Annotated in this window: 18 protein-coding genes; 9 read left to right on the top strand and 9 right to left on the bottom strand. The window is 42.0% G+C overall.

Features of this window, described 5'->3' with window-relative positions:
- Positions 1–62 precede the first annotated feature (62 nt).
- On the bottom strand, positions 63–548 hold the full coding sequence (locus ACSW3C_RS15925; RefSeq protein ID WP_486563780.1) for a GNAT family N-acetyltransferase: 486 nt from the start codon (positions 546–548) through the stop codon (positions 63–65).
- A 65-nt stretch (positions 549–613) separates the two neighbouring features.
- A complete protein-coding gene (locus ACSW3C_RS15920) occupies positions 614–1,660 on the bottom strand; it encodes a flavin-containing monooxygenase (protein WP_486563779.1) in 1,047 nt (348 codons plus the stop codon).
- A gap of 241 nt (positions 1,661–1,901) precedes the next feature.
- Between ACSW3C_RS15920 and ACSW3C_RS15915 the strand changes: the two genes are divergently transcribed.
- A complete protein-coding gene (locus tag ACSW3C_RS15915) occupies positions 1,902–2,783 on the top strand; it encodes an alpha/beta fold hydrolase (RefSeq protein WP_486563777.1) in 882 nt (293 codons plus the stop codon).
- A gap of 56 nt (positions 2,784–2,839) precedes the next feature.
- On the opposite strand, the gene ACSW3C_RS15910 is transcribed toward ACSW3C_RS15915, so the two are convergent.
- From ACSW3C_RS15910 to ACSW3C_RS15900, 3 genes are all read right to left on the bottom strand, one after another.
- The gene (locus ACSW3C_RS15910; RefSeq protein ID WP_486563775.1) at positions 2,840–3,250 is read right to left on the bottom strand and encodes a phage holin family protein; all 411 of its coding nucleotides are present in this window, start codon (positions 3,248–3,250) and stop codon (positions 2,840–2,842) included.
- Positions 3,251–3,495: 245 nt separating this feature from the next.
- Positions 3,496–3,741 (bottom strand): DUF3006 family protein, encoded by a 246-nt coding sequence (locus ACSW3C_RS15905; RefSeq protein WP_486563774.1) that lies wholly within the window; start codon positions 3,739–3,741, stop codon positions 3,496–3,498.
- Positions 3,741–4,790: an MBL fold metallo-hydrolase gene (locus ACSW3C_RS15900; RefSeq protein ID WP_486563773.1), complete on the bottom strand. Its 1,050-nt coding sequence runs from the start codon at positions 4,788–4,790 to the stop codon at positions 3,741–3,743. The genes ACSW3C_RS15905 and ACSW3C_RS15900 overlap by 1 nt, the downstream gene beginning before the upstream one ends.
- Positions 4,791–4,893: 103 nt before the next feature.
- Here ACSW3C_RS15900 and ACSW3C_RS15895 point away from each other — a divergent pair, with 103 nt between their 5' ends.
- Complete coding sequence (locus tag ACSW3C_RS15895; RefSeq protein WP_486563771.1) at positions 4,894–5,352, top strand: GNAT family N-acetyltransferase; 459 nt, start codon at positions 4,894–4,896, stop codon at positions 5,350–5,352.
- Positions 5,353–5,394: 42 nt separating this feature from the next.
- On the opposite strand, the gene ACSW3C_RS15890 is transcribed toward ACSW3C_RS15895, so the two are convergent.
- Positions 5,395–6,717: a sodium-dependent transporter gene (locus tag ACSW3C_RS15890; protein ID WP_486563770.1), complete on the bottom strand. Its 1,323-nt coding sequence runs from the start codon at positions 6,715–6,717 to the stop codon at positions 5,395–5,397.
- A 156-nt stretch (positions 6,718–6,873) separates the two neighbouring features.
- Here ACSW3C_RS15890 and ACSW3C_RS15885 point away from each other — a divergent pair, with 156 nt between their 5' ends.
- The gene (locus ACSW3C_RS15885) at positions 6,874–7,377 is read left to right on the top strand and encodes a TspO/MBR family protein (protein WP_486563768.1); all 504 of its coding nucleotides are present in this window, start codon (positions 6,874–6,876) and stop codon (positions 7,375–7,377) included.
- 65 nt (positions 7,378–7,442) lie between these two features.
- On the opposite strand, the gene ACSW3C_RS15880 is transcribed toward ACSW3C_RS15885, so the two are convergent.
- On the bottom strand, positions 7,443–7,856 hold the full coding sequence (locus tag ACSW3C_RS15880) for a pyridoxamine 5'-phosphate oxidase family protein (protein ID WP_486563767.1): 414 nt from the start codon (positions 7,854–7,856) through the stop codon (positions 7,443–7,445).
- Positions 7,857–7,929: 73 nt separating this feature from the next.
- The gene (gene cax / locus ACSW3C_RS15875; RefSeq protein WP_486563766.1) at positions 7,930–8,982 is read right to left on the bottom strand and encodes a calcium/proton exchanger; all 1,053 of its coding nucleotides are present in this window, start codon (positions 8,980–8,982) and stop codon (positions 7,930–7,932) included.
- A 398-nt stretch (positions 8,983–9,380) separates the two neighbouring features.
- Here cax and ACSW3C_RS15870 point away from each other — a divergent pair, with 398 nt between their 5' ends.
- The 4 genes from ACSW3C_RS15870 (at position 9,381) to ACSW3C_RS15855 (ending at position 11,462) form a co-directional block, all read left to right on the top strand.
- Positions 9,381–9,908 carry a DUF3139 domain-containing protein gene (locus ACSW3C_RS15870; protein ID WP_486563765.1) on the top strand — a complete coding sequence of 176 codons (528 nt, stop codon included), beginning with the start codon at positions 9,381–9,383 and terminating at the stop codon, positions 9,906–9,908.
- Between the two features lie 163 nt (positions 9,909–10,071).
- Entirely contained in the window at positions 10,072–10,278 is a 207-nt protein-coding gene (locus tag ACSW3C_RS15865) for a YuzF family protein (RefSeq protein WP_248511619.1), read from the top strand.
- Positions 10,279–10,555: 277 nt separating this feature from the next.
- On the top strand, positions 10,556–10,957 hold the full coding sequence (locus ACSW3C_RS15860) for a VOC family protein (protein ID WP_486563763.1): 402 nt from the start codon (positions 10,556–10,558) through the stop codon (positions 10,955–10,957).
- 253 nt (positions 10,958–11,210) lie between these two features.
- On the top strand, positions 11,211–11,462 hold the full coding sequence (locus tag ACSW3C_RS15855) for a hypothetical protein (RefSeq protein ID WP_486563762.1): 252 nt from the start codon (positions 11,211–11,213) through the stop codon (positions 11,460–11,462).
- An 11-nt stretch (positions 11,463–11,473) separates the two neighbouring features.
- Here ACSW3C_RS15855 and ACSW3C_RS15850 read toward each other — a convergent pair whose 3' ends face one another.
- Positions 11,474–13,201, bottom strand: a complete 1,728-nt coding sequence (locus ACSW3C_RS15850; protein WP_486563761.1) for an ABC transporter substrate-binding protein — start codon at positions 13,199–13,201, stop codon at positions 11,474–11,476.
- Positions 13,202–13,307: 106 nt separating this feature from the next.
- On the opposite strand from ACSW3C_RS15850, the gene ACSW3C_RS15845 reads away from it, so the two are divergent.
- Complete coding sequence (locus ACSW3C_RS15845; RefSeq protein ID WP_486563760.1) at positions 13,308–14,522, top strand: MFS transporter; 1,215 nt, start codon at positions 13,308–13,310, stop codon at positions 14,520–14,522.
- A gap of 362 nt (positions 14,523–14,884) precedes the next feature.
- Complete coding sequence (gene dpaL, locus ACSW3C_RS15840; protein WP_486563759.1) at positions 14,885–16,120, top strand: diaminopropionate ammonia-lyase; 1,236 nt, start codon at positions 14,885–14,887, stop codon at positions 16,118–16,120.
- Positions 16,121–16,127 lie beyond the last annotated feature (7 nt).

Genomic DNA, 16,127 nt, shown 5'->3' with positions numbered 1-16,127 from the left:
AAACAGCGCCCTTTAGAAAAGGCGCCAGTATCTAATAGATTTATTCTAATACACTATTTCTTCTAATACCGATAGAGCATCGTCTTAGATGTACCAACCGTTTCATAATCCTGAAATCCAAGTTTTTCATACAGCTCAATCGCACCTCTGTTTTCCAAATCCACACTTAGAGAAATGCCTGTGTACCCTTCCTCTTTTGCACGTTTAATAACATTTTGCATCAATGCCATTCCGACACCTTTGCCTCGATATTCTTCTCTGACAGCAATTCCTAGTTCAGGTGTGTCCTCATCGACAAAGCCATATCCTTTATTTTCTGAATCGAATATCCTGTACCATACTGCCCCCATCGCTTGGGCATCATCATTTTTGGCCAGTAAAGCGAAGTCTCCTCTTCTCCCCCACCCATCATAGTATTTTCGTAAATTCGGTTCACTCAACAGCTCCCCTATGGATGGTTTGTTTTCAGGAATGTAAATGGATTCATAAAACATCTCCTGAAAGAAATTGTAATCTTGCTTGTCTCTCAACTCTTGGAATACAACCATTATTTCTCTCCCTCTATATCTCGCTGTAATACTTACATCATACCATTTCGTTTCTATCCCAACTCTTAATCTACAATTTTCTGCATGATATAGTTGGCATCATCCCCAACACCCAGCAATAAGGAGGATCCCCTATGCGATTGCCACGGTAAACCGAGAAAATAGAGACCGTTGATCGGGCTGACTCCACGCTCATGGATGACTTCCTCTCGTTCATTTAAAACTCCATCAATATGTATCCAACCATAAGAAGGCTCGAAACCGGTCGCCCAGATGATGTTGTCCACCTGAATAGAGGTCCCGTCTTCAAAGAATACATTTTTTCCGTCTGCATTCGAAACCTTGCCCTTCACATTGACCTTTCCTTTTTTTATAGCAGAGCGTAGTTGATAGCCAAATACGGGGTCGCCCTTTTCCCTTAGCTTTCGTCCAATAATCGATGTACTAGTTGCATGTAACAATCCGATTTTATCAAACCACCAAAATACACTTTTTCTACCTACTGTTAAAGGAAAATAGCGAAGCGGTTTACTGACAGCTAAGAAGGTATTACTTGTCTCCGCTAACTCTACGGCAATTTGTGCGCCACTGTTCCCCCCACCGACAACTAGAACATTCCCTCCATTCAGTTGACTTGCATTCTTATATTCGGACGAGTGTATTTGAAGAATATGAGAACTCACTTGTTTCGCATAGTCTGGCACCCGTTTCGTATGGAAGGGGCCGGTTGCAATGATGACTTGACCAGCCCAATACGTCCCTCTGTTAGTTTCAATACAAAATCCTTCTGAATCTCGTGTCAGTTTCAGCACTTTTGTTCGGAGTTGGATCGGCAACGACAATTCTATTGCGTACCGTTTCAAATAATCGGCCACCTCATCTTTTGTCGGAAAGCCATGGGGATCTCCCTCGAGTGCTAATCCCGGCAATGAACTGTACATCCTAGGCGTAAAAAGTTGAAGAGAATCATATCTTCTCCTCCACACCTCCCCCACTTCCGTCCCTTGATCAAGAATGACAAAGTTTTTACTATATCGCTGCAAATAGTAACCCATTGACAACCCTGCCTGTCCTGCTCCAATTATGAGGACATCTACTTTATACGTATTCAATCCCAAATCCCCTTTCATTCAAACGTTCATTTGAATATAATGTACCTTCATTTCGCTAGATAGTCAAACGTTCATTTGAATGAAAAACTCTTCTTTCTCAAAGTTAGAAAGCATGTGCGCTTTGCAGGATTTTTCTAATTGCAGGATTCCTATCATGCTCCATCGAATACAGAGCTATAACAACATCCGAGTTCTTGAAATTCATTAGATCAATAAGAATACAGCGAAATGAGGTTCTGAAATGCAGAAGATAATAACTGCTATTGGGGATAAAAAAATCGAGGCCTTGAGGGGTGGAACAGGAAGCCCCACTGTTGTCATCTTGCCGGGCATGTCCTCTTCCATGTATGAATGGGAGCTTGTTTATAATCAACTATGCCAGTTAACGACAGTCGTTGTTGTACATAGACCAGGAGTTGGTAATAGCGAGCTTGGCGAGGAAAGCAGGACTACGTATACGACAGCTCTTGATCTCAAACAGTTCCTAGACATACACAGGATTACTGAGCCCGTCCTGCTAGCCGGGCATTCCTACGGCGGTTTATGTGCGCAGCACTTTGCAAAGCTCTTCCCGAACTCAGTTGCAGGTGTTATTTTAGTCGATTCGACATCCATTCATCTTCAAAGATTAAACCAAATTCCTTTGTCTCATGATGACGATTCTGACGAACGCTGGATAGAGAAATGCATCCATTATTCCAGGATGACCCCGAAGCAATTGGCTGAAGAGATCAAACCACAACTGGAAAGCAACCAACTTATGCTTTCCCCTTCGGCACAACGTAATATGATCCTTTGTCAAACGAATCCCAATTTGTACAAAGCGATGGCTTCAGAAATAAATGCTTGGGAAAACTGTGCGCTGAACATAAAGCAAGCAGGTGAATTTCCTGACGTGCCACTTGTAGTGATCGGCAGGGATCCTGAATATTCCGTCCGCCATACGGAAGAGATGACGAAAGAAGATGCGATCGCCATTGAGAATGTGTGGCAAAATTTGATTCTGGAGCAAGTTACGCTAAACGGTACTGGCAAATATATCTTAGCGGAGGACGCGGGTCACTCCATTCATTTGGATCGTCCTGATATCATCGTAAAAGCGGTTAAAAACCTGTTTATTTAAACTCTGGCACAACTTGAGAGGACTGGCATTCTAACAGTAGTTTCCATGTCTTTTTCTTATTTCCTGTCTCTTTTATTCCGTAATATCTCAACAGCATTCTTAACTGCCTCAGGAATAGGCAACCCGATTCTTCCGGCATTTTCCGTAATGGACAAGATTTCATTGATGGAATAAAAAACGATGACCATTGTCATCACAGCTTCCGATGACTGGATTCCACTTTCGCTTAAAATAAGATCGATCAGATGAGCAACCGTTACCATGACAAAAATAAATACTTTCCGTGCAATGCCCAGCATGCCGACATGACTCCTCAGTCTTCCTGCGAGGGCACTTGCCACCATGCCAGTAATAAAGTCAATGACGACGAGCGTTAGTAATATAGCTAACATGGCGTTCCAGCCACCGAATAAAAAAGTAAGAATTCCTGAAAAGAAAGCCGGTATCACTTTCAAATAAACATCCATACATTCGCTCTCCTTATGTGTGCTACTTGTTACATTTGTTCATGCCATAGACTTGTCCGTATCTCGACATCCATGCTTGCAAATGAAACGTTGCTTCTCCATTTTAGTTAGAAAAAATTGCTTCTGTATAGCATATGGAAGCTGCTGAGTACTTGAGTGTACGATTGCCTTCATGAAAATTCTTCGTCTTCAACCCAACAAACAGAAAAAACATCCCCCTCCAATTTCAGGAGGCAGGATGTTACTCACTTCTTATTCTTCAATTTTTCCAACAGGCTTCGTACGTTATCTTCCAAATCCTTCGTCTCTGTCTCCAGCCTTTCAATTGCATAGGAACCATCTATTTCCTCGATCGTTACGATGTCTCCTTCTTTTAACTCAACATCTTCTTCTCCAACTTCAATCAACAAACTCTTTTCCTCTGCTGGATAGTCTATAAATACATAATAGCCGTTTTCCATCCGGTCCAATGTATACTTTTTCTTCTGCATTATCGTTCACACGCCCATCCATCTTTATCGCGGTCCATTTTTGCCTGATAGGCGGGGTGGCTTTTGCCGACGCCCTTCGGATAGACTTTGCGTAATTCCGTACAATTCTTAAAGAATGTTTGTTTGACAGGTGCCGGCTTTGCAGCTGGTACTGGCTGCTTTGCTGGAGCTTTTGCTGACGGTTTGCTTGGTCCTGAAGCCGAAGACGCCGATTTACCGCAGCTATTTGCCACTGTGTGCTTAACCCCATTTGTTGTAACTGTAATATCGCAATCGACTGCCGTTCGATAGATTTTTGCTCCGACATTTTGCAACCGTTTCTCTACAACTGAGCTGGGGTGCCCGTACGCATTATTCTTGCCATAGGAAAGGACTGCCACACTCGGCTTTACGTTGCTAATAAACGCTGCTGAGCTGCTCGTTTCGGAACCATGATGGCCATTTTCCAGAACAGTCGCTTGTACATTGTATTTAGAACGAATTTCATCCTCAATTTCCGAGCTTGCATCTGCCATAAGCAGGAATGAGACTTGATTGTATGTCGCTTTCAGCACTATGGATGCATCATTCGTATCCTCGGCAAGCTCATTGACATGCAATACCCGAATAATCATATTCGGATCCAGTGCAATCTTGTCTAATTCCTTAGGTACCTTAAACGGAATGTTCTTCTTATCTACCAATTGCAGCATGTCGTAATAAGTTTGTGTAGTATGCACTTTACCGCTGTCAATAAATTGACCAACTTGGAAAGTATCCAATACATCGATCAAACCGCCGATATGATCAGCATCCGGATGCGTGGCAACAACTACATCTAGTTTTTTTACTCCTTTGCTCTTTAAGAAAGAAACAACGGTCTTTCCTGCTGTTTTCGGCCCACCGTCAACGAGCATATTTTTCCCGTTAGGTGCCTGAATTAACACTGCCTCCCCTTGCCCTACATTAATAAAATGGACTTTCAATTCACTTGTCGCAGCTTCTGAAGAAGCGGGCAAGATGCAAAGCAGTAAAAGCAAAGTTGCTAGTAACCGTATAATGTTTTTCATGATGACCTCCTACTAGTATTCATCTATAATAATAGAATGGAGGACTCTTCTTTGTCTACAATAAAATGGATATTTTTCGCTACCCAATATGGAGGTGTAACTTTTGAAAATTATTTCTGTACATAAAGACAATAAACGGTTTGAGGAATTCGTCGCTTCCTTCTGGGAGCAATGGGGGAACGAGTCTAATATGATGTTTTATAAAGACTGCATGGCCCATTCGGCGAGCTCTGACGGTGATCTTCCGTCCTTTTACATTGCTTTAGAGGACGAGAAAATTATAGGCACCTACGCCTTGCTTCGCAATGATTTAGTAAGCCGGCAAGACATTTCGCCTTGGCTTGCCTGCCTCTATGTAGATCCGTCTTTCCGGGGCAAATCGATCGGGTCCCAGCTGCTGGCGCATGCTGTGCAGGAAGCAAGCCGAAAAGGATACGAAAGTCTCTATTTAACAACTGATCATACCGGTTATTACGAAAAATATGGTTGGACAAAGATGGGGAATTGCTACGACCTATTTGGCAACCTTTCTTCCATTTATCAAAAGTCAACAACAATGTAACCATAAAAAAAACGGTCGCAGGAATTCGACCGTTTTTCACTTTTATTTAGTTAGAAAAGAAGCAATGAATATGATCAGTATCGCAAGCGGTGCGAGATAGCGGACAATCCCCTTCCAGACAGAATGGAATGCACTGCTCGTTTTCAGTTCATCCGCTGTATCCTGATTCGACATTACATAGCCGGCAAAGAAGGAAATCAATAATGCACCAATTGGCAAACCAAAACGACTCGTCAGCATATCTGCAAAATCAAAGAACGTACCGCCTGGCAATTTCCAATTGGATAACACACCGAACGAAAGAGCACTCGGGATGCCAACTACAAAGATGAGCGCTCCAAACACCCAAGCAGCCCGCTTTCGGCGATCATGTTTTTTCCCGATGCCTGTGGATACGACGATTTCAAGCATTGAAATGGAAGAAGTCAATGTAGCAAATAACATTAAAATGAAGAATACAATCATAAAAATTCCGCCAAACGGTATTTCGTTAAAAATCGCCGGCAAAATGACAAATATCAGTCCAGGCCCTTCACTTGGCGAATGGCCAAGCGCAAAGACTGCAGGAAAGATGACGATACCTGCCAACACAGAAATAAAAATATTTAAAATCGAGACATTCCATGCAGACTGGCCGAGCCGTTCCTCTTTCGGCAAATAGGATGCATACGTCATCATCGCCGTAACCCCTACGCTTAAAGAAAAGAACGCTTGACCGAGCGCCAGCAAGAACGTCTTACCCGTCAAGTAACTCCAATCGGGTATAAATAAGAAACGGATCCCTTCCATCGCACCTTCGAGTGTCAGTGAACGAATGGCCAGCAGGATAAAAAAGATAAACAGCAGCGGCATCATCCACCGGCTGGCCCGTTCGATTCCGCCTTTAATCCCGCCTTGCACGATCCAAACCGTCAGCAGCATGAAAACCGCCTGGCCAGCTAGAACCTCTATAGGGTTAGCAATGATATCACTAAACAATACCCCATAATCAGAGGTGTTCAATCTAAAAAATATAGCCCGGACCAAATAGGATAAAATCCAACCGCCCACTACGCTGTAGAAGGACAATAAGATAAACGATGTGATCACACCCAGCCACCCGATCCAATACCATTTCCGTCCAGGAGCCAGTATTTTCAACGAAGTAACCGCATCATGCTGGCCCCGCCGTCCAATGATGAATTCAGCCAATAAGATCGGCAGTCCGATTGCAACTGTACATAAAATGAATAACAGCAGAAACACACTTCCACCATTCGATCCCGTCATGTATGGGAATTTCCATATGGCACCGAGCCCGATCGCACTGCCGGCCGCCGCCAATACAAATCCTATCTTCGAAGTCCACTGCTCTCTCTGCTTCAATTCAAACCACTCTCTCTTTGCTATACAGTACTAAATTTTGTTCAATTATAACGCATATTGATGAAGTTTCCTTTATATTTATTATTCAGCAAACTTCTTATCTCCTGTTTTAAAACGCTCATCCAGGGAATGTGAGTAGTACTTGGAGGTGTTTGAATGGAATTAGTTAAAGTGAACGGCAAACTGGATGGCAAGAAGCTTGCGCTAACCGTGCTTGTCCCGATTATCGGTGGCTCCATTACTGGATGGCTTGCGAATCGGCATGCCCAGGAAAAATATAAGAAGCTGGAGAAACCTTCCTTTTCTCCTCCCCCGTCCATCTTTCCAATTGCATGGACAACACTTTACGGGTTAATGGGCTTAGCAAAATACCGGGTGCAAACGAAGAACGAATCTGGCATGGGCAATGATAAAGCGGTACCGATGTATGATATTCAACTTGGACTAAATTATTTATGGTCGTTCCTCTTTTTTAGATGGGGCTTGCGTGGTACAGCACTTGTTGAAATGACAGTACTGTTAGGTTCCATCGCCTTGACCACTTACGAATTTTATCAAGTGGATCGGACAGCGGGTACCTTGATGATTCCTTATATCGGATGGGTAATGTTTGCATTGACTTTAAATTATTCGACCTGGAAATTGAATGACCGCAAGTAAGAAAAGACTCTGTCATGATAAAAGCTGTCCCATGTCCAATTGGCATGAGACAGCTTTTATCTTTATTACAAGGAGATATCTTGTGGTTCTTCCCCTTTTTTATTCATTAAACGCATGGCAGTAGGCGTCACCTTCAAAATGACTAAATTAGGATCTTCAGGACCTTCAAACCAAGGCTTCATCGCATCATTCCAAATCTTTTCCTTCAATCCCTCTTCATCTGAAATGGTCACCGTTCCAGCAATCTCTAAAAAGGCATCCCCAAATCCTTCTCCATCGTAGCCGATGAGGATATGGGTATTCGGATTACTCTCCAGTTCATCCACTTTGTCGGTCTGTTTCGATGTGGCCGTGTAAAGAGTAAATCCGTCATTGAAGAACGTCATATAACGGCTGAATGGCTTTCCCGCTTCTACAGTTGCCATTGTCCCAACATAGCTTTTGTCCAAGATTTTTTTTGCGGTTTCTTTTGCATCCATAGTAACACTCCTCATTTTTTATGGTCTCTTTCTACTCTTCCTACTTTCAAGCCGCGCTAAACATGCAGGAATTTCATAACAAATAAAAACCGATGCCGATAATGATGTACGCTGCAAACAGCGTCAGTCCCTCAAACCAGTTCGACTCCCCGTCATTCGTCAAGTTGATGACGAGAAGTGTTGCTGTGATCATGGCAATCAATTCCGGGATCGTGAAGACGAGCGGCATTGACGTTTGCATGAATAACGAAACGAGCACTAGCACAGGCGCGACGAACATGGCGACTTGTAAAGTAGAGCCGACGGCAATTTCCACTGAAACATCCATTCGATTTTTCATCGCCATCGTAATCGCGGAAAAGTGTTCTGCCGCATTTCCTACAATTGCAACGATAATGACACCGATGAACAATTCACTCCAGCCAAACTTTTCACCTAGCGTCTCAAATGTGCCGACGAGCTGTTCGGAAACGAATGCGACGGCAATGGTAGAAATAAATAAGATCACAACAGCTTTCCATTTGGACCATTCGGGTTCTTCCGTTTCCTCCTCTGCCTTATCAGTTGAAGAGAAGACTCCTCGGTGAGTCACTAACTTGAAAAACAAACCTGCTAAATATAAAGCGATCAAAATAATCGATATACCGATACTAAGAGTGATCGTCGCCTTCTCATCCATGCTCATGGAGAATATCTCTGGTATGACAAATGCTACAATAACTGCAAAAATGAGCAGTCCCGAATTATAACGCGCATCATGAATACTAAAGTTTTGGCGTTTATATTTTATGCCGCCTGTAAAGAAGGAGAGCCCCAACACGAGCAGCAAATTGCCCAGAACCGAACCAGTCAATGAGGCCAGCACGATCCCGATCAATCCAGCCTGCAAAGTGAAGAAGGAAATAATTAATTCAACGGCATTGCCGAATGTAGCATTTAACAGACCGCCCACCCGAGGGCCGCTAACAATCGCCAAGCTTTCCGTCGCCCTGCCAATATAGCCGGCAAGTGCTACAATGCTGACGCAGCATAATAAAAACAAAACAATATCATTCCAATGCAAAAAAGCGCCCAATAACACAAACGGAACACCGACAAAAGCAAGCACCGCAAAAATACGATCCATCAAGACAAATCACCTCATTATGCGTATTCTAATGTTCCCTTTTTAGGATGTGAACAAACAGGCATACCTAGCCAGACAAAAGTCCTTTTCGAATATAAGGATGATATTACCATTGCAAAGAAGTTTGGTGCGGTGTAATATATAAGCATAAGCTGCATTGTTCGTATACACATTAAGTTTTAACCTTTAAGCTGTAAACGGGAGTTTTATATGAAAACCGGAATGGCAGGCCCAATCCATTATTGATTGGGACAAACAGGAACGTTTTTGCGAACACCCACTTTGAGGAGTGGTGGTTTAAAACTTTCTATGATTCGGTACGGCAAAGGCGGCTTACTTAAACCGTTCTTAATTCGAGGTGCCACTCTTCATTGGGTGGTGCCTTTTTTGTTAGATAAATGACACTTGGAAAAGAGGTTACATCTTTATTACCTCGAATATTACCCTTCTCTTCTTCGTCCATTTCTCCATACATATTTCTGATCAAGTTACTTAAGGGGGCAGATAATATCTTTTCATCGAATCAAAAAAAAGTGATGAAACTAGTACTGATTCTCCTACTGATAATCGGATTCATCTCCTTGCCTAAAATCATTATTTATCTTATTAATAATGGGAATCCATATGATAAAGCCGTTGTTACGAAACACGTCCCAACTTATTTAGAAAAACAAGGTTACTCAGATAGCGATATTGCGGAGCAACGCTATATTGAACCAAAGCATACGGTCAACAGAAAGGTTCTTCATGGCCATTATGTAGTGATCTTTAAAGACGAACCGGGATTGGAATATTATTATGGCGTGACAAAGTTTCGAAAAAAAGTAGTCCAATTTTGCGGGAAAGAAGATCAATCCGGAGAACTGATAACGAAAGAAACTAAACATAGCGAGAAAGATTGTTTAGATCAGTTTGCCAACAAATAAGTGTATATGCTGTCAAATCGGAATACAACAGCTACTACACGATTCAAAAGAAAAGGAGCCACTCTCATTGCTTTTCAATGAGCGGCTCCTTTTGCTATGCGTTTGTCACCTGTCAGTTGTGCTTTGCATATGATTACATGACGACAATGAAGGAGTGAAGAAAATGGAATTACAGGCGGTTTATAATTACGATCCTTTCGTCTATGAAACATTACAGTCTATCGTAGGTAAGTTCATCGTTATTGAAACGACCCAAGGGTCCATCGAAGGTACCATTAAAGCTGTAAAACCAGATCATGTTGTATTGACGGGACGCTCTAAAGATTTTTATGTAAGAATTGCGCAGATTGTTTGGCTCATGCCAGATTAATTAAAATGAATGGGGGTATCTTACCCCCATTTTTTATTTCCATTAAGAGATTTCATTCTTGTGGAAGATTTACAAAGTTGAGGCTCTCACACTGGATATCTTCTATCAACTACATATGAATGTATTTTGCAACGAAAGCAATCAAGCTGTCATTCGAATTACCTATTGTCAGTCATGACTCTCAAATATCACAGGCAATCTATATTTTTCGCAGCTAAGAAAAAGGTTTTTGACGGATTGAGGAGAATATAATCAGAGGAAAAGGAGGAATTACATAGTGTCTAACTTCATATCCCATATTGCAACAGTAGAAATCCCAGTGTCCAACCTCGCCCAATCCATTGAATTTTATACGGAAATTCTAGGGGTTACCGTCATTTTCAGGGGAGAGACGCAGGCCATGCTTTCATTTGAAGCCAAAGGCGTGCCGACCTTGTTCCTTGTGCAAACGGAAAACAAGCAACGTCTTTCTTTTGTAAACTCCTTTACGGGTGTAGAGCATACTATTATTGATTTCTACACTGAAAATCTTGCGGAGTTTCGTCAATGGCTGATGGAACGCAAAGTCGAAGTCGGAAGCCTGAACGTTAACGCAGAAAATGGACTTGGCGGTTTTGGCTTTAAAGACCCGGATGGAAATATGCTAAGCGCATGCAATATTCTCCACGAACACCAGTAGGACAGGAATTTTACAACAGGCGAGGAGCTGCTTTTCCTCGCCTGTTTCGTTCAGTCATGTTGCTTTCCGCTCCTTCATAGTCTCTACTACTACCAAAAGATAAGGAGAGGCAAATATCCGGAAAGTGATACTTATTTGTTTAACACTCTTTCTCATTGTTTTGATTAGCTATGCCCTATGGAATCAGAGGGATACAAATGGTTCTCTGGAGTCCGATGGGGACATACCGGCAAAATACAATGAAGAGTTGATGATGGATAAAATAATTGAAACCGATTTTTCGAACATCGTGTTCCAGGCTCTTCAGGAAAAAGGCTACGAACTACATGAAAGTGCAGGCTACCAATTCATTTCGGACAAAAGGCAAGTCATCACATTATCGATGTACGACATCGATATCTATGATGAAAAAGTTGTTCAAGACATTCAACATATTATAGATAGTGTCTCGCAGGAAAATGGTTTTCCTCCATTCCACGTTGAAATCCACGTCATACATCGCTGATTTTCTTCTCGCTACTGCCTTTTCCATACTTTCCGATAATCCACCCGACCATTGCAATTCAATTTGATGTTAACATACGCACTATTGTCCGGCTCGTACACTGTGTGTTGACGATGATTTAAAAAGAGAATGGCATATTCCGATCTTAACAGGTCTTCTATTTTAAAATAAGAATCCCATTGTGTCTGATTATCTTGTGAAGACCTAATCATACTGATCACATCGTCCATTCTCTTCCGAAGATGATCCGAAACGCATGGATAAATTGGAAATGAAGGAGATTGGATTACGTGCAACAATGAAACCATTTCATCATTTCCTAAAGCGATACCGCCTACAAACATATCATACGTTGAGATGGAATCTTCATTGCACAACGTCGTAGAATCGACCAATTCCAATTGAGACGCAATCCCCATATCACGCAGTTGTGCTTGTAGCTGCTTTGCCGCTTTTTCATGATTAGCGCCCGGGCGAATTTGCTGTACTGCAATTTTTAATGTAAGATTCTCAAAATGCTTTTCGGGCACTCTGACTCTTTCTGCATTTTGATTTTCTAAGGAACGCTTTGACACAAAGCTGGTCGCCCTGAACTCATTATCATGCCCTTCATTTCGCATGTCTACCGGAATTAGTCTTTCAAGTATTTCCTTCCGTATTTCTTTTCTTCTTAACGGTCCATCCTTTACACAATTGCAACTAATGAACGTGGCTCCCTCTTCGATTTGCTTTACCTGTCTCCACGAAGGATTCGGTTGGTTCAATAAAAAAGGATGGTGTTGCCTTTTCTCATATTCAGCCGGCGCTTTTATGATCTCTATTCGATCCAGCCATGGCCTTGTTGAAAAATAGGATGTATTCACCCCGAGCTGAATCATATTTTCATTATTGCATAGCACTTGATAAGGACCACTTCCAATAGGGAAACTGCGGAAGCTTTCGTCTGCTCCCTTCTCGATTGGGATAATGGAGGCTTTCATTGATGCCAAACTTCGTGGAAACAAGTAATCCACCCTGATCAGTTCAAATTGAATGACCGTCTCGCTGCAGATGGCCATGCTTTTAACTTCTTGGAACACGCCGATTTCTTTCTGTAAACGGCATAGGGTTAACTGCACATCTTCACTAGTCAGTTTTCTTCCATGATGAAATTGAATGCCTTTATGTAAATAGAAAGTCCATTTCTTTCCGTCAGCAGTTTCCCAATGATGGGCGATACGGGGTAACAGCTTTCCTGTTTCCGCATGATACTCTACCAGCCTATCAAAGATTTGCTGTACCATATGGGCGTCATGCCGGGATTTGATCAACATAGGATCCATGATCAGCTGAGTATCGTAAAAAGGATATCGTAATGTATCCAGCTCTTCATCCTTTTCTCTGCCTGGAGATAAGCCAAGTGTATTCGTAAACCACTCATAAAATTTATCCTTGGCAGATTGGCTAACCGTTTCAACCAACGCAAAAGCATCTTTGTAGCGGTCTGTTTCTGCAAGCCGTCTTGCTTCCGCAATTAAAATGTCGTCTTTTGACAGAAGAAGTGTTAATTTCGGTTTTTTCCCCCTCCCCCTCTCCGTCGCCCAGTTTACGACTTGCTCATCATGTAAGGCATTCATAATATTTTTTACGTGTCTTTCAGAACAATTCAACATACCTGCTAGCAAGGCAATGGAAGTTTCAACTTGGGACCCGCGCTCAAAGTGATCGGCCAAAGTAAGCAAATGCTCGATATATCTCATGTCAACACTCCAATTAAAGGTGAACTATTATTATAAAAAGAAGCACTTTTTGTTCACCTTTTTCTATTCTATACTTCTCCTAGATCAAATGAAAGGAGAGTTAAAGGTGAAACAGATTCTTGCAGAAGACGCGTTATATAAAAACAGAAATTTTCTATTTCTATGGGGTGGAACTACTTTATCCAGTTTCGGGATGCAAATGTATAGTATTGCGATCCCGTTGCTTATCTACGACTTAAGCAAATCAGCATTATCCATGAGCATGATGAGGGCCATTGAATTTTTCCCAAATATCTTCCTAGGGATGCTCGCCGGTGTTTTCGTCGACCGTTTGAATCGCAAACGAATGATGGTATGGACAAGTTTAATTCAGGTGCTTTGTATGGCCGCCATACTCGGTTTGCTTCTGGCGAGACAACTTGAGATATGGCATTTATACATAATTGGTTTTGTACTATCCTCTGCTGGTTACACGTTTGGCAATGCAAATCATTCTGTTCTTCCCCAATTGATTTCTAAAGAGCAGTTGACTTCCGCTAATGCAAAGCTTTCTCTAGTTGACACACTGATTCGTATGATAGGTCCAGGTATTGCGGGTATGCTAATTGCGGCCTTTTCTTATGAATCCACTTTGTCCATCTATTTTGGCTGCCTGTTTCTGTTGTTTCTATTTATGCAGTTGCTTCAAGTGCCGCCAAAGGAAGTTAAAACCAATGAGAAGAATTCACTCTGGAAGGATATGAAAGAAGGGATTGACGAGCTGTTTCGCAATAAAACATTATTGATTCCAACGATGACAGTCCTTTTCAGCAATTTCGCTTCGAGTCTTGTAATTGGGGTACTTGTCTTCTTTGCAACAGATGTGTTAGGGGCAGATTCCAAACAGATTGGCTTCATGTTCACGATATCAGCTATAGGCGGAATCGTCGGTGCCAGTGTCGTCGGAAAACTGCGCAAACGTTTTGGAAGAGGCACACTTTACACTTACTCATTACTGTTTGATATTACTGCCATGGCACTTTTAATTTTTTCGCAAACTTGGTGGATGATTGGAATCTCACTAGCGATTCGGACTTTTTCTACCACCCTATCAAATATTGTGTATTTTACAATACGTCAGGAATTCACCCCGAATCACCTGCTCGGCCGAGTAGCGGGAACCTCCTCTATGCTTATGAAGTTAACATTGCCTCTTGGCTTATTTATCTCGGGGTTATGGGCTGAGTGGTTTCCCATCCGGATCTTATTTGTCATATCCATGTGTATTTTCATATTGTTATTTCTGCGTTTGTTTAATCACTCATTCCGCAAACTTATTTGAAAGGCATCCTTGGATGCCTTTCTAGTTCTTTAAATACCATTCTGCTTTATCCAGAAGCTTAAAAGTGAACCTATTCGAAGTTTTTTTAGCACTACTATTTTTGCCTCCCCCTTCCCCTTGCTCTCCAACTTTTATCCCTTCTAAAGATTCCACTCTAACTTAGATAAAGGAATTTATTAGAGACTCAGATAGCAAGCATGCAAATTTGTATTAAAGGGTAACTATAATAAGAGACTCCTAAAATACTTCGCATAATTAATACCATAACTGCAGAAACTCCTTTATCCAGCATCTAGTTGGAAATGTTTCAATTATTAAAGCTATTACAGTAAGATAAGACTACTAGCAGAGGAGGCCGTGGCATGACAAAACATTTAAGATGGACATTAAATAGATTTCATTCTAAAAGCTCTGCCAATACCGATCTATTCTCTTTTCAACTTCAAACGATTGATCGAGTTAGAAGTTTTTTGCGTACCTATCCATCCTATCAAAAGACCCCATTGTATTCTTTGAAAAATCTCGCTACCCATCTGAACATTAGTAACCTGGCGGTGAAAGACGAGTCTTTCCGCTTCGGGTTAAATGCTTTCAAAGGGATGGGAGGACTTTATGCTATAGGGAGCGTAGTTGCTCAACGAGCAGGGCTCGATCTACATTCTTTAACTTACGATCAATTGTTGGAAGTACGAAAGAATCTTGAAAAGATGACTTTTATCACTGCTACTGACGGCAACCACGGACGAGGAGTGGCGTGGGCTGCTAGCAGACTTGGACAAAAGTCTTTGATTTTCATGCCAAAAGGATCTTCTCTATCGAGAATCCAAAGTATTAAGCAAGAAGGAGCGGAAGTTCAGATTACTGACATGAATTACGATGATACCGTGCGAATGTGTTCCAATTTGGCAAAGGAGAATGATTGGATACTGGTTCAGGATACTAGTTGGAAGGGTTACGAAGAGATACCATTATGGATTATGCAAGGGTATAGTGTCATTGCGTCAGAAATGACCGAGCAGCTACATACGGAACAGATGAAACCGCCGACTCATGTGATTTTACAGGCTGGCGTCGGCTCCTTCGCAGCTTCCATGGCCGCCTATTTCGCGAATGCATATCCTGATAATCCTCCGCAAATTATTTTAGTTGAACCAGGAGCCGCCGATTGCTTCTTCCGATCCTTCACTACGCACGATGGACATATGGAACAAGTGAAAGGAGATCTTGCTACGATTATGGCAGGCTTGTCCTGTGGTGTTCCCAATCCATATGCGTATCAATTGCTCAAAAACTTGGCAGTTGCTTCTTTTTCTTGCGCTGACTCCCTTTCTGCCTTAGGAATGAGAGTACTCGGAAACCCAATTGGTGATGATGAAAGGATCATTTCAGGCGAATCTGGTTCTATTCCGATTGGCTTGCTATACTATTTACGTACGACCGAGGAAGGAGCAGAAATTTGTAATGCCCTATCCATCGATGCGAACTCACGCATTCTATGCGTCAGTACAGAAGGTGATACGGATCCTTCTTTCTACCGTGACATCGTTTGGAAAGGTTATCATTCTAACCTTCCTGCTTATTCAGAGATCATCAAATGATGTTTTT

The organism is Sporosarcina sp. AD_1 (assembly GCF_057373025.1).
The sequence above is the reverse complement of the archived record's forward strand: the minus strand, read 5'-3'. Positions and strand labels throughout refer to the sequence as shown.

Excerpts from the sequence above, each read along its gene's own strand:
- ACSW3C_RS15925 (WP_486563780.1), bottom strand. The coding sequence starts at position 548 with ATGGTTGTATTCCAAGAGTTGAGAGACAAGCAAGATTACAATTTCTTT.
- ACSW3C_RS15915 (WP_486563777.1), top strand. The coding sequence starts at position 1,902 with ATGCAGAAGATAATAACTGCTATTGGGGATAAAAAAATCGAGGCCTTG.
- ACSW3C_RS15910 (WP_486563775.1), bottom strand. The coding sequence starts at position 3,250 with ATGGATGTTTATTTGAAAGTGATACCGGCTTTCTTTTCAGGAATTCTT.
- ACSW3C_RS15905 (WP_486563774.1), bottom strand. The coding sequence starts at position 3,741 with ATGCAGAAGAAAAAGTATACATTGGACCGGATGGAAAACGGCTATTAT.
- ACSW3C_RS15900 (WP_486563773.1), bottom strand. The coding sequence starts at position 4,790 with ATGAAAAACATTATACGGTTACTAGCAACTTTGCTTTTACTGCTTTGC.
- ACSW3C_RS15885 (WP_486563768.1), top strand. The coding sequence starts at position 6,874 with ATGGAATTAGTTAAAGTGAACGGCAAACTGGATGGCAAGAAGCTTGCG.
- ACSW3C_RS15880 (WP_486563767.1), bottom strand. The coding sequence starts at position 7,856 with ATGGATGCAAAAGAAACCGCAAAAAAAATCTTGGACAAAAGCTATGTT.
- cax (WP_486563766.1), bottom strand. The coding sequence starts at position 8,982 with ATGGATCGTATTTTTGCGGTGCTTGCTTTTGTCGGTGTTCCGTTTGTG.
- ACSW3C_RS15870 (WP_486563765.1), top strand. The coding sequence starts at position 9,381 with ATGACACTTGGAAAAGAGGTTACATCTTTATTACCTCGAATATTACCC.
- ACSW3C_RS15865 (WP_248511619.1), top strand. The coding sequence starts at position 10,072 with ATGGAATTACAGGCGGTTTATAATTACGATCCTTTCGTCTATGAAACA.
- ACSW3C_RS15855 (WP_486563762.1), top strand. The coding sequence starts at position 11,211 with ATGGATAAAATAATTGAAACCGATTTTTCGAACATCGTGTTCCAGGCT.
- ACSW3C_RS15850 (WP_486563761.1), bottom strand. The coding sequence starts at position 13,201 with ATGAGATATATCGAGCATTTGCTTACTTTGGCCGATCACTTTGAGCGC.
- dpaL (WP_486563759.1), top strand. The coding sequence starts at position 14,885 with ATGACAAAACATTTAAGATGGACATTAAATAGATTTCATTCTAAAAGC.